Here is a 12,333-nt window from a genome sequence, read left to right as displayed (position 1 = left end):
GGCCGGCGCCGGGATTCTCGCCCTGCTCGCAGCGGAACGGGTGGCCCGCAACACACCACCCGGCTTCGGTACTGAACAAGTCACCGGGCACTTCCACGGCCGAGCCGCCTATCGCCCGGCTGGCCGGACGATTTGTGGTCGCCACCGGCTACAGTGAGCAAATTCCCGATCCCGTGAGTGCATCGATGCACCTTCACCTTTCAGCAGGCGTGATGCACATCGCCGTTGACCCCAGCGAAACCGATGGTCTGATAATGAAATTCCCTTTCGACGAGCTGACCCCCAACCAGCTGTCGTTCGCCGAACGCGACGAGCGATATCGGCAGTTGCACGACTGGTCCGAACCCACCTATCGACACAACTCCGGCTTGCGGATGGTTTGGCGCTACGACGACGTGCGGGAGTTGATGGAAGCGGCTCGCCCCGGCATCTCGAACGCGAAATCGCTGGAGCCGCTCGTCGGTTTCGGGCGCATCGCGGCTAACCCCCGCGCCGTCGGCCATCTCTGCCGGCATCTGGTCCCGCTGCCGGCGAAGGCGACTGCGGATCTCACCGACGACGTCCTACACAAACGGGTGTGGGACACCTTGGCCGGCCCGGCGGGACATTTCACAGTGGCGAGGGCACAGCGCCTGCAACGGATCGAGGACCTGACCGAGCATTTCCACCACGCGCTGCGCACCGAATGTGACGTCAGCGACCGGACCCTCGATGTGACGTCCCTGTCGATCGATTACGCGGCCCGGATCGTCGGCGCAGCGGTCGGCTTGCCGCCTGCGGACTGGCCGCATGTGGCGACATGGAGCGGTGCCCAGTCGGGGCTGCTGGGTCGGCGTATGCGCGGGCGCGAATTGGCCGAGGCGGTCGGCGGCCTCGGTCGGCTGTTCACGGTGAGCGCCGCCGCCATCGCATCCCGCGGACGGGATCGGACCGATGGATTGCCCGGCCGTCTGCGCGCGGCCCGCATTCCCCGTCGAGTTGCCGTCTCCGCCGTGGCCAACTCGCTGGCCGCGGGCGTGCATACCGTCAGTGGCAGTATTCAGCAGGGCCTGCAGCGCCTGCTGAGCGATCCGGACCGGCAGTGGTGGCACCTGCTCGCCGACCAGGCATCGGCCACGCACGTAGCGGCCAAGGTACTGCAGCTCGACCCGGGTCTGGTGGCTTGGAAACGGCACGTCGTGGGCGCGCTGACGCTGCGCAGTGGCACCGTGCTCTCGACCGGGCCGGTCCTGGTGATCTGCGCCGCCGCCAACCGGGATCCGCGGGCCTTCCCGAACCCCTTGGATCTGCACGGCGCCGGCAAAGTTCCACTGACCTTCGGATTCGGTAAACACATCTGCCCCGGCAAGCAATTGGCACAGCTCGCAGTCGAGGTGTTCCTGCGAGAACTGCGCGCTCTCGCACCCGCCGCACGTCTGGTACCGGCGCGGCAGCCGTCTCGAGCACGCCCGTCCGACTTGCTGTTCAGCGGAGCCGACATCGTCATTGTCACCGGCTGAACCACTCGAGGGATCGCGATGGAGTACTACGAGCTGGACATCGTGGATGTCGACGAATGGACCGAAACCGCCAACAGTTTCGTCCCGATGGATCATCGCTACCGCGAACCCGAGCGCTGGCAGGTGGCCATGACCGTGCAGCAGACGACCACGTACCGCCTGCTGCGCTGGGATCAGCCCGGCGACCGGCTGGCTTTCCGCACCCCGTCGAACATCCGTCGTGCTTCGGCCGAGGACTTCTACTGGGTAGTCGTCCCGCAGCGGGGAGATTTCGCCGTGGCCGATGAGCACGGAGTCACTCACGTCTCACCAGGGCGGGCGGCGGTGCTGGCGCTGGATCGGCAGTGTCGGCTGCATATCCCCGGCTCGGTGGCCTACGGCTTCCAGGTACCGCGTGCCGAGTTCGCGCGACTCGGCCTACGACAGCCGGTGCTCGACCTCGGCTCGGGTCTCGGCAGGATCGCCGCGGGCATGATCCGTGATCTGCATGCCGAACGATCCGCGTTGACGAGCCGGGAGTTCAACGCGGTCGGCGACCGGATCGCCGAGCTGCTCTGCCTGATGAGCGCGGGTGATACCGGCCCGCAGCAGACTCATCTGACACAGCTCGCCGAGACCGTCCGACAGTACGTGCGCCAACACATCGGAGCAGCGGACCTCCGGCTGCCCGCGGTGGCGCGGGCATTGGGCTGGTCGCCGCGACAGGGCGTGAGCCTGCAGAGAGCGTGGGCCACGGACCCGAACTTCGAGGGCAGCATCTTCGCGGGCTCGAACGCGCTGTACACCGATGACTCGATTCCCGCCATCAAGGACTTCGGCGACGCCCTCGACAAATACATTCCCGGCCTTCGGGGCAGCGGGGACTTCAGCGCGCCGCTGCTGTGGCCGTGGGCAGGTGGGCAGCTGTTCCTGGCGGCGGCCAGAGCAGCCAACCTCTCGCCGTCTTCGACCAGCGCGGATGCGATCAAGGGACTGCGCGCACTGCGTGAGGAGACCCTCGACGGTCTCGCTCCGCCGCTGACCTTCCCCGAAGGCCAACCGGGGTTCCCGCTGTGCTACTTCACCGGAAACACCAAAGGCGGTGTATTCCACTCCGCCAACGGTGGTAAGCCGACGTGCATCGACCAGGCAACTGCCGCTGCGCTGATGAAGGCACTCACGCCGTCATAACCATCCGAACCCGTATTCGGCGAGGCGGTGGCGTTGCGCCGCCTCGCCGACAGGGACGGCGAGGATCACCGACGGCTCCGCAAAACGATCAGCAAGGTATTCACACCCGCCAGAGTGGCCGCGGTCGATCTCGTATCCAGCGAAGCACCGTCGAGATCATCGACACGATCGTCGCCATGCTCACCGCGCCGGTGCGCGAAGCGACGTCGAGGGTTGCGTCAGGAGGTGATCGGCAGGTCGAGGCTGGCCAGCAGATCGATCACACGTTGCCGGATATCGTCGCGGATCGGCCGCACGTCGGCCACCGGTAGCCCGGCCGGGTCGTCCACACCCCAATCTTCGTACCGGATGCCGGGCACCAGTGGGCACACGTCGCCGCACCCCATGGTGATGATGACGTCGGCGGCCAGGATGATCTCGTCGGTCCAGGTCTTGGGGAACTCGTGGGAGATGTCGATGCCCACCTCGGCCATGGCCGCGACCGCTGCCGCGTTGAGCGCGCCGCTCGGCTCGGACCCACCGGACCAGGCCAATACCCGACCCCGCGCGTAGTGCTCGAAGAAGCCCAGCGCCATCTGCGAACGTCCGGCATTGAATGTGCACAGGAACAGCACCACCGGGGCCGCGTGCTCGACGCGCCCCTCCACCTTGGCCCGAGCGTGCAACTGCTGCCGGGCGAAGCGCTCGGCCAGCAGCGGCACGTACAGCTTCACCGGCGCGCGTGCCGTGATCTGCGCGTAGGAGTCGTGCAGGAAATGGTGAATCGTGTTGGCGTCGAACAAGATCGTGAACTCGCGGTGCAGCCGCCGCTCGGCACGCGCGAGCGCCGTGCCGTGCACTATGTCGAGGAGTCGGTACGCCGGGGTGATCTCGGCGTATCCGGCCCCGCTCGTCCGCTCGGGCGTAGGCACAGTAGTGAGAGTGACACCGATGCCCTTGCGCGGCAACCCAACTGAGGATGAACCGTAGCGAACCTGCAGGCCACAATGCGGCGTATCGCCGAAGAACCCGTCGATACGGCGGGCGTCGTGAAAATCGTTAGCGCAGAGAACCTTCCGCCGTAGCGGATCGGTCACTGTGTCATGATGGCGTGTTCGGGACAGGCACTCGCCGCGTCGGTGACGGCTTCCTGGTACCGGGTGGGAACCGATGGATCTCCGGTTTCGGCATAGCCGTTGTCGGTGAGCCGAAAGACGGCCGGGCACAGCGCAACACATACGCCGTGCCCGCGGCAACGGTCGGCATCGACGGTGGCCTTCACCGGGGATCACCGGAAGTCCGGACAAGGCTGCCGCGCATCACCGGTCCACCTCGGTGAAGGTGATATGCAACTCGCGCAATCCGCGTAAGAGGAACGTCGGTTCGTATCGATAGGTGCGGTGCCGCGCGGGGCCGTGGGCGCTCTCGTCGATATCGATGTCCTGGAGACGGTCGAGCATTCGGTCCAGGGTGACCTGTCCTTCGGTCCGGGCCAGCGGTGCGCCGGCGCAGGTGTGGATGCCGCGGCCGAATGCGATGTGCTCGCGGGAGTTGTGTCGATCGAGCCGGAACTCGTCGGGATCCTCGAATTTGCGTGGATCCCGGTTTGCCGCGCCGATGCAGAGCATGACGACCGTACCTGCGGGGATCTCGACCTCACCGACTCGTGTGGACTTGCGTGTCAACCGGAAGTCGACCTTGGTGGGGCTGTCGGTGCGCAGCGATTCCTCGATGAAAGGACCGACCAGGCTGCGGTTTTCGCGCAACAGCTGCTGGAACTGCGGGCGTTCGGCGAGCACCCGCACGGCCGAACTCAGCAGTTTGGTGACCGTTTCCTGCCCTGCCGCGAACAAGAAAGTCGCCGGCCGCACGATATCGATGAGATCGGGTAGTGATCCGTCCGGATAGGTCGTGGACGCGAGGATGCCGAGGATGTCGTCGCGGGGCGTGATTCTGCGGTCGCTGATGTATTCGCCGAAGGTCTCCTCCAGCCACTGCAGCGGGTTCGTGCCCACCGGTTCGTGGTCCAGCGCTCCCACACGACTACCCGGCTCTTCGTAGCCGGCCAGCCTGGCACGGAATTCGTCGCGGTCGCTGTCGGGAACGCCGAGCAGGTCGGCGATGGCCAGCGTGGCAAAGGGTTTGGCGTAGTCGCCGAGGAATTCGCACCGGCCCCCGGTGACGATCTCGTCGAACTGGCGATCGGCCAGCCGCCACATGTAGCCGCGGTTCTCGGTGAGCCGTTTGGGAGTAAGCAATCGGCTCAGCAGGGTGCGGGTGCGCGTGTGCTGCGGTGGGTCCATGGTGACCATGTGCTCGAAGATCGGGAACCGGTGCCGGTGTTCGTCGATCTGCGCGCTGATGTCGTCACCGACCGGAACAAAGGGCAACGGCGGGAAGGGTCCGCCGATAGCGACGCAGGCCGAGAAGGCATCGGCGTTGCGGAACACCTCGTTGACTTCCTGATAGCCGGTGACCACCATGACCCCGTAGTGGGGTTCGCGGAATATCGGGTTCCGAGTTCGCAGGTAGGCCAGATATTCGTACGGACTCTGGGCGACCGATTCATCGGAAAAGTAGTCGATGGACGCGAGGTCGGTCATTACTCCCACCCTCTTCAGGTCAAGAATGCATTGTTTGATCGATCGATCAGATTTAAGTGGGGAAGTAATATCACGCACCGCGTCGGACGGTCAAGAGCGGCGAGAGCTGCCAGGGATCCACGAAGGCCGATCCGTGCGGAACCGCGAGCATCGGATGTCGGCAATCAGGTGCGTAACCTGTGCTTTCCGTGGAACTTTCGGTCTGGGTGATGCTCGTGCGTTCTCGGTGAGATACGCGGCATCCTGTCGCCCGTCTCCGGCGGTACGGATCAACCATTGACATCATGACGCCGCAGGTGTCCAATTTGATCGATCGATCAGAAATTGCTGATATGGGATCGGATTCGATCCGCGAACGAACGAGGTGTTTCATGGTTGGACGGGTCGAAGGCAAGGTCGCCTTCATCACGGGCGCGGCGCGCGGACAGGGGCGCAGTCATGCGGTGCGCCTGGCGCAAGAGGGCGCCGACATCATCGCCATCGACGCGTGCAAGCCCGTCAGTGGCAGCGATCAGATCGCGCCGTCGACCCCAGATGATCTGGCCGAAACCGCGGAACTGGTGAAGGGGCTGGGCAGGCGCATTGTCTCCGCCGAGGTCGATGTCCGGGATTTCCAGGGCGCTGAAGGCCGCCGTGGACAGCGGGGTGGAGCAGTTGGGGCGCCTGGACATCATCGTGGCCAACGCGGGGATCGGCAACGGTGGTGCCACGCTGGACCAGACCAGCGAGCAGGACTGGACTGTGATGATCGACATCAATCTTTCCGGCGTCTGGAAGACCGTGAAAGCCGCGGTGCCGCACCTGCTTTCCGGAGGAAACGGCGGATCGATCATCCTGACGAGTTCGGTGGGCGGACTGAAGGCCTACCCGAACACCGGGCACTACATCGCCGCCAAGCATGGAGTGGTCGGCCTGATGCGGACGTTCGCGGTCGAATTGGGACAGCACTCGATCCGGGTCAACTCGGTGCACCCGACCAATGTCAACACGCCGATGTTCATGAACGAGGGCACGATGAAAATGTTCCGTCCGGATCTGGAGAATCCGGGCGTTGAAGACTTCAGGCCGGTAGCGCAGTTCATGCATGTACTGCCGGTGGGGTGGGTCGAGCCGGAGGACATCAGCAACGCAGTGTTGTTCCTGGCCTCCGACGAAGCCCGCTATATCACCGGCCTTCCTATGACCGTCGATGCGGGGAGCACGCTGAAGTAGGGGCGCTCGCATGCCGGATCGGCCGGGCGCGTGCCGACCGATCCGGCGAAAGAACACCGTCCTCACCTGGACCGATCCGACCTGTCCGGAATTTATCGACCGATCAAATGTTAGAGTGCCTTATGCGTAGCGGGCGGTCAGGGTTCGGCGGCGCGGCCCGAGGGCGCGGCTGATGGCGGGGCGCAGCACCGCGAAATCGGCCGACATCGGCACCCGACAGCGGTTGATGGCCGCAACCGAGGAAATCATGCGGGAGGATGGTTATGCCGCGGCGACCTCACGGCGGGTAGCCGAGCGAGCCGGAGTGAAGTCGGCGCTGGTCTACTACTACTTCCCCACGATGGACGACCTGTTCCTCGCGGTGCTGAGCGACTCCGGCGATCAAGCGCTGGAGCGGATGCGCCAAGCCCTTACCGACGACGATCCACTGCGGGTGTTGTGGCTGATCAACACCGATAGCGGCTACACCCGGCTGAGTACCGAGTGGATGGCGCTGGCCAACCACCGCAAGGTGATCGGCGCCGAACTGAAGACCTATGCCGAACGGGTGCGCGACATCGAGACCGCGGCCGTCACGATGGTCCTGCGCTCACACGGCGTCGACCTCTCGGTGTATCCGCCGGTGGTGATGGCAATCCTGCTCACCGGAGCAGCGCGCATCATCTGCAACGAAGGAGCGGTGGGCATGGTGCAAGGCCACGACCAACTGCGCGAATTCGTAGAGGGGTTCATCGCTCGATTCGCCCTCACGTCCACACCCGCGTCGATCGGTCCGACGGCACCGTGACCGCTGATGCGCCCGCCTGGAGATCTTGATCGGACTAAGGGATCAGGTCCAGCACGGTGGTGGATTTCACCTGCATGATCGCGGTGTTGATCGCCACCGCATATGCAAGGACAAGGTCGGCCATCGGTTCGTGCAACGGCTTGTCGATCACCAGCGCGTAGGTTTCGGCCGACACGATCGCCCGTTCCAAGCTGGCTGTGGTTCTGATGATCCGAGTGATTTCCGCGTCGGCGTGATCGACGATGTGAACCTTCGAGGTTGGAACAGCCGGTCTGCGTGGATAGTCCCGATCCGGGTGCCGTCGGCAAGCAGCGCGAAACGCTTTTGCCCATCCAGTTCTCCTGGACAATCCGGCCGATCGGCTGTCCCGCGGGACCGTCGACGATGACCTTCGACTTGAACACCTTTCGGGGTCGCGTCACTGTGAGCGCAGGATTGTCCAAGGCATCTCGCAATCGTGCTGATGCTCAGGTGGCGACGGGTGCTCGGCCGGCTCGTTCGATGAGGTGTTGTACCAGGTTGAGTAGTACTTCTTTGGAGGAGGTGCGGTCGCGGGCGTCGCAGAGCATGACCGGGATGTGATCGTCTAGGTCGAGTGCGTCGCGGACTTCGTCGATGGTGTAGACGGGGGCGTTGTCGAAGCAGTTGACTGCGACGAGGAATGCCAGTCCGCGGCGTTCGAAGAAGTCGACGGCGGCGAAGGAGTTGTCGAGGCGTCGGGTGTCGGCGATGACGATTGCGCCGAGTGCGCCGCGTGAGAGTTCGTCCCACAGGAACCAGAACCGGTCTTGGCCGGGTGTGCCGAACAGGTAGAGCACGAGGTCGCGGTCGATGGTGATACGGCCGAAGTCGAGTGCGACTGTGGTGGTGGTTTTGTGTTCGACACCGGACAGGTCGTCGACCCCGGTGGAGACTTCGGTGATCAGTTCCTCGGTGCGTAGGGGTGCGACTTCGCTGATCGATGACACCATGGTTGTTTTGCCGACGCCGAATCCGCCGGCGATGAGAATTTTGACCGAGGCCGCCAGTTGCGGTGTCGCAGTGGTTGGCCGGGTGGGGTCAAAGTTTTCGGATGCCATCGAGTACCGCTCGCAATATGTTGAGATCGCCGGGTCCTGCGTCCGGCTGTACCGGTGCCCGGAAGATCAGGTGGCCCTCGCCGATCAGGTCGCCGACGAGAATCTTGGTGACTGCCAAAGGTAGTCGCAGGTGGGCCGCGACTTCGGCGACGGTCTGCGGGACCCGGCACAGGGTGATGATGTGGGTGTATTCGGGTTCGGCGCGCCGCAAGGTGGGGGCTGCCATGGCGGTGACGACGACAGTGAGCATGTCCAGGTCGTGTCCGGCGCCCATGACGCGTCCGCGGGTGAGGGCATAGGGCCGGACCAGTGGACCGGCTTGTTCGTCGTACCATTGCCCACCGCCGTGTGTCATGGCAGTCGTGCTGGGGTGGATAAGTAGGTGCCGATGCGTTGGACGGTGACGTTCATTTCGTAGGCGACCATGCCGAGGTTGGCTGATTCGGCGGCTTGTAGTGCTAGGCAGGCGTTGTCGCCTGCGGAGGTGACGAACAGTACGGCGTGGTCGAGTTCGATGACGGCTTGGCGGACGCCGCCGCCGTCGAAGCGGGCGCCGGCGCTGCGGGCGAGGCCGTAGAGGGTGGAGGACATGGCGGCGAAGTGTTCGGCGTCTTCGCGGGTCATTGTGGTGGAGCGGCCGAGCAGGAGGCCGTCGGTGGACAGCACTACTGCGTAGCGCACGCCGGCCAGTCGGTCGACGAGGTCGTCGAGGAGCCAGTTGAGATCACCGGGGCTGGAAGAAGTCACCGTTGCCTTCCTGTTCATCGGAGTGTTTACCGCTCGGTCCCTGATAGGTGCCGAATTGCTCGGCGGCCGCCACTTCGGGCAGCACGGTATCGGGGGCGGCGTGGCGGCCCTGTCGGGTTCCGTTTTCGATGGCGGACATCAGATCTCGCGCCTGCTCCGCCGAACGCGCTAGGTGTCGCGGTGCGGGTTCAACTGGGACCGGGTTCGCCAGTTGCGGTGCGATACTTGCCTGTCGGCGCCTGCGCGGCAGCGCGGGCCGACTATCGAAATCGGTCGGCTGTGGTGCATCGAATGTCGGCTGCGCTGGCGGTTGCGTGGGTGCCACCGTGGGCGGAGTCGCCGTCAAGGCGCGTGTCCGTGCGGTGGCCGACCGGTCGGCGGCGGGCATCAGCTGCCTGCTCCGCCGAGCCGATATTGTCGGCTCCGAAGCTATTGGCGGCGCGGCTGTTTCAGGGGTAAGCACGGTCGCGGGGATGAGCACGATCGCGCGGATCCCGCCGTAATCGGAGTCCGTCAGCCGCACCGAGATATCCTGCCGAGCCGCCAGTTTCGCGACAACGAATAGTCCCAACCGAGAATCGGTCGACAACGCCGCGAGACCGAAATCGGGTGGCTCACGGAGTAGCTCGTTGATTCTGGCCGTCTCGGCAGGCGGCATCCCCATGCCCTGATCGCTGATCTCGACCGCCACCCCCTTCCCGACAACAGTGCCGGTTACCTCGACTCGCGATTGCGGCGGTGAAAACGAGGTCGCGTTGTCCATGAGTTCGGCGAGCAGGTGAGTGACATCGGCGACGGCCGCGCCCAACACTTGGGTCGCGGGTAGTCGGGCGATGCGGACCTGTGTGTAGTCGAGGGCTTCGCCGACGGCGCTGCGCACCACGTCGATCAGCGGCACCGGATTGCGCCACTGCCGACCCGGCTGTCCGCCGCCGAGCACAACGAGGTTCTCGGCGTTGCGGCGCTCGCGGGTGGCGAGATGATCGAGCTTGAACAGGGTGTCCAGCAGTATCGGATCCTCTTGGCGCGCTTCGGCTTTGTCGAGGATCTCGAGCTGCCGGTGCACCACCATCTGGCTGCGGTGGGCGATATTCAGGAACACCGCCTTGACGCCCTCGCGAGTGCGCGCCTCGTTGACCGCGCCCGCCACGGCCGCGGCATGCGCGTGTTGGAAGGCCTTGGCCACCTCACCGATTTCGTCGTGGCCGTAGTCCAGATCCGGCGATTCGGTCGCGGGGTCGATCACTTCGCCGTCACCCAGCCGTCGCATCATATCGGGCAGGCGCTCGTCGGCGAGGGCGAGCGTTTCACCGCGCAGTCGCCTGAGCCGCCGGATGATTCGATTGGCCAGGACCACCGCGATCAGAAAGGCGATCAAGCTGACCGCGACGACGACACCGCCCGCCCACGCGGATTTCGTGGTGGCGTCGGCGGCCTTGCCCTCGGCCAGCTTTTGCGCGTGCTCATTCTGCGCGAGCCAGATATCGATCAGGCTGCGGTTCACCTCGGCGGCCGAGCTGTGCCAGTCCTCGACACTGAACGACAGCGGTGCGGATTGCCTGCCCGGTGCGCTGGTGGTGCTCGACGATCCGCTACCTGGTCCTACCGTATTACGTTGGACGAGGGCATTTTCCATAGCCGTGAGCCGCTGCCACGCTTGGCTCGAGGTAAGAGTTCGCAGGCTCTGTTTCTGGTCCGGGCCGAGTGCGCCGGTCAGACTGATGACTTCGGTGTGATAGAAGCCGGTCTCACGCAGAAAATCCTCCATCGGAATGAGCGTCGGCCCATCCGTGTTGGCCAGCACACCGGCCAGAGCATTACTGCGCGACATCGCCTCGTCTATTCGGAACAGCTGCACCCCGTCGGCGAGCTGTGCGGCGATTTCGGCGTTCGGCGCGGTTCGTGCGATGACTCGGGAGCCTTGGACGATGCCGTCGAGGAGGCGGTTGTAGAAGGCATATGCCTCGGCAATCGGTAGTTGGCTTGTGTCGATAGCCGTGCGCGCCCGGGCCAGTTGGGCGTCGAGGGTGAGGAAATTCTCCGCGGTGGCACCGATTTTCGAATCGTCCACCGCGCGCACTCCGGTCGACCCGGCAATGAGGCCTTTGAACGCATTATCCAACTGCAGCCGCGCCGCGCCGAGCGCGGGCACGGCCGCTTCGTCACCGCCGAGGGCGGCCAATGTCAACTGGCGTTCGTCCTGCACCGCCGCCACGAATTCCCGAGCTGTCGGAATCACGTTCCGATTCTGCGAGGCCCACTCCTGAGCCTTATTCCCCTCGGCAACCAGGTATCCCGCGGTACTGGCGCCGACCACGAGCAGGGACAGGCTCGGGATGAGCGCGATCGCCAGAATCCGCGTCCGGACCCCGAGCCTCACTCTGAACATCGGCCCAAGATAGTGCCGGCCGGATCGGATTGATTGTCCTCTTTCCGTGCAGCGGAAACCGCCCGCAGCGGTACGTGCGACAGACCGCCCCAGCAGAGGGCGACGGTGGTTTCGACGGCTTGCTCCTTCGGAATGGGCCGATCGGCGTGTAGCCAGTAGCGCGAGGTGAACTGGCTGGCGCCGACAAGCCCGACCGCGAATGCCCACGCGCGTTGTGGACCGAGGCCGGAGTCCCGGATGAGTAGATCGTGCACCGCACCGATGCAGGCCGCGTTGGCCTGCCCGACGCGCCACTGCACTGACGGTTCGGTGGGCACCTCCGACTCGAAGACCAGCCGGAATCCGTCGGGATCATCGTCGATGAAGTCGAAATAGGCATGTACCGCCGCGGATAGCCGCCCATGATTGTCGTCGGTCGAATGCAGGGCGTCGTGGACAGTGGACACGAGTCTGTCGAGATGCTGTTGCAATACCGCCAGATACAGCTCCAATTTGCTCGGAAAGTACTGGTACAGACTGGGTTTGCTGATACCTGATTGCCTCGCGATCTGATCCATGCTGGTCCCGTGGTAGCCGCGGGTCGCGAAAACTTCGCCGGCGCTCGCGACTATCTGGCGGCTTCGCGCGGCACGAGCCGATCTGGCCGCATGTGCCCGGGCCGCCATCATCTCGGTCTGCCCGGGCTGTGACATGTGGTCAGCGAGATCGGTCATGTGAAGCTCCCATCGGTGTCCGCGAGATCCGCCGGTGAGACGGCTATGTGCGCCGTCGGCGGTATGCACCGTCAGCCAGGCGACGACTCGGAATGCGTCCAACTCGCCGCCGCGCCGGGTGGCACCGATATTGAGTATACTTTTATTCGGTCGGC

The 12,333-nt window shown here is 64.8% G+C and carries 12 protein-coding genes and 1 pseudogene; 4 read left to right on the top strand and 9 right to left on the bottom strand.

Going from position 1 to position 12,333, the window contains the following annotated elements; all coding sequences use genetic code 11:
• Positions 1-254: 254 nt before the first annotated feature.
• Positions 255-1,499, top strand: a complete 1,245-nt coding sequence (locus tag ON44_RS17240) for a cytochrome P450 family protein (RefSeq protein ID WP_157187195.1) — start codon at positions 255-257, stop codon at positions 1,497-1,499.
• Positions 1,500-1,517: 18 nt separating this feature from the next.
• Complete coding sequence (locus tag ON44_RS46850; RefSeq protein ID WP_051182121.1) at positions 1,518-2,669, top strand: AraC-like ligand-binding domain-containing protein; 1,152 nt, start codon at positions 1,518-1,520, stop codon at positions 2,667-2,669.
• Positions 2,670-2,887: 218 nt separating this feature from the next.
• Here the strand turns inward: ON44_RS46850 and ON44_RS17225 are convergent, their stop codons facing one another.
• The 3 genes from ON44_RS17225 to ON44_RS17215 form a co-directional block, all read right to left on the bottom strand.
• The gene (locus ON44_RS17225) at positions 2,888-3,538 is read right to left on the bottom strand and encodes a three-helix bundle dimerization domain-containing protein (RefSeq protein WP_051182130.1); all 651 of its coding nucleotides are present in this window, start codon (positions 3,536-3,538) and stop codon (positions 2,888-2,890) included.
• 203 nt (positions 3,539-3,741) lie between these two features.
• A complete protein-coding gene (locus ON44_RS17220) occupies positions 3,742-3,930 on the bottom strand; it encodes a ferredoxin (RefSeq protein ID WP_040691174.1) in 189 nt (62 codons plus the stop codon).
• A gap of 37 nt (positions 3,931-3,967) precedes the next feature.
• Entirely contained in the window at positions 3,968-5,251 is a 1,284-nt protein-coding gene (locus ON44_RS17215; RefSeq protein ID WP_040691172.1) for a cytochrome P450, read from the bottom strand.
• A gap of 371 nt (positions 5,252-5,622) precedes the next feature.
• Here ON44_RS17215 and ON44_RS17210 point away from each other — a divergent pair.
• Positions 5,623-6,463 (top strand): annotated as a pseudogene (locus ON44_RS17210) (mycofactocin-coupled SDR family oxidoreductase).
• A gap of 172 nt (positions 6,464-6,635) precedes the next feature.
• Entirely contained in the window at positions 6,636-7,250 is a 615-nt protein-coding gene (locus ON44_RS17205; RefSeq protein ID WP_040691171.1) for a TetR/AcrR family transcriptional regulator, read from the top strand.
• 34 nt (positions 7,251-7,284) lie between these two features.
• Here ON44_RS17205 and ON44_RS50270 read toward each other — a convergent pair whose 3' ends face one another.
• From ON44_RS50270 to ON44_RS17180, 6 genes are all read right to left on the bottom strand, one after another.
• Positions 7,285-7,425 carry a hypothetical protein gene (locus ON44_RS50270; RefSeq protein WP_157187194.1) on the bottom strand — a complete coding sequence of 47 codons (141 nt, stop codon included), beginning with the start codon at positions 7,423-7,425 and terminating at the stop codon, positions 7,285-7,287.
• A gap of 292 nt (positions 7,426-7,717) precedes the next feature.
• On the bottom strand, positions 7,718-8,329 hold the full coding sequence (locus ON44_RS17200; protein ID WP_040691169.1) for a GTP-binding protein: 612 nt from the start codon (positions 8,327-8,329) through the stop codon (positions 7,718-7,720).
• Positions 8,310-8,684 carry a DUF742 domain-containing protein gene (locus ON44_RS17195; RefSeq protein ID WP_040691163.1) on the bottom strand — a complete coding sequence of 125 codons (375 nt, stop codon included), beginning with the start codon at positions 8,682-8,684 and terminating at the stop codon, positions 8,310-8,312. Before ON44_RS17195 ends, ON44_RS17200 begins: the two co-directional genes overlap by 20 nt.
• Positions 8,681-9,076 carry a roadblock/LC7 domain-containing protein gene (locus ON44_RS17190; RefSeq protein WP_040691161.1) on the bottom strand — a complete coding sequence of 132 codons (396 nt, stop codon included), beginning with the start codon at positions 9,074-9,076 and terminating at the stop codon, positions 8,681-8,683. Before ON44_RS17190 ends, ON44_RS17195 begins: the two co-directional genes overlap by 4 nt.
• Positions 9,054-11,465, bottom strand: a complete 2,412-nt coding sequence (locus tag ON44_RS17185) for a sensor histidine kinase (protein ID WP_083897934.1) — start codon at positions 11,463-11,465, stop codon at positions 9,054-9,056. Before ON44_RS17185 ends, ON44_RS17190 begins: the two co-directional genes overlap by 23 nt.
• Positions 11,453-12,178, bottom strand: a complete 726-nt coding sequence (locus tag ON44_RS17180; protein ID WP_051182129.1) for a TetR/AcrR family transcriptional regulator — start codon at positions 12,176-12,178, stop codon at positions 11,453-11,455. The genes ON44_RS17185 and ON44_RS17180 overlap by 13 nt, the downstream gene beginning before the upstream one ends.
• Positions 12,179-12,333 lie beyond the last annotated feature (155 nt).

The sequence above is a fragment of the Nocardia vinacea NBRC 16497 genome (genome assembly GCF_000308835.1).
Lineage (GTDB): Bacteria > Actinomycetota > Actinomycetes > Mycobacteriales > Mycobacteriaceae > Nocardia > Nocardia vinacea.
This window is presented reverse-complemented; position numbering and strand designations above follow the sequence as displayed.

Bases quoted from the DNA above. Each gene is read 5' to 3' on its own strand.
- ON44_RS17240 (WP_157187195.1), top strand. From the start codon at position 255: ATGAAATTCCCTTTCGACGAGCTGACCCCCAACCAGCTGTCGTTCGCC.
- ON44_RS46850 (WP_051182121.1), top strand. From the start codon at position 1,518: ATGGAGTACTACGAGCTGGACATCGTGGATGTCGACGAATGGACCGAA.
- ON44_RS17215 (WP_040691172.1), bottom strand. From the start codon at position 5,251: ATGACCGACCTCGCGTCCATCGACTACTTTTCCGATGAATCGGTCGCC.
- ON44_RS17205 (WP_040691171.1), top strand. From the start codon at position 6,636: ATGGCGGGGCGCAGCACCGCGAAATCGGCCGACATCGGCACCCGACAG.
- ON44_RS17200 (WP_040691169.1), bottom strand. From the start codon at position 8,329: ATGGCATCCGAAAACTTTGACCCCACCCGGCCAACCACTGCGACACCG.
- ON44_RS17195 (WP_040691163.1), bottom strand. From the start codon at position 8,684: ATGACACACGGCGGTGGGCAATGGTACGACGAACAAGCCGGTCCACTG.
- ON44_RS17185 (WP_083897934.1), bottom strand. From the start codon at position 11,465: ATGTTCAGAGTGAGGCTCGGGGTCCGGACGCGGATTCTGGCGATCGCG.
- ON44_RS17180 (WP_051182129.1), bottom strand. From the start codon at position 12,178: ATGACCGATCTCGCTGACCACATGTCACAGCCCGGGCAGACCGAGATG.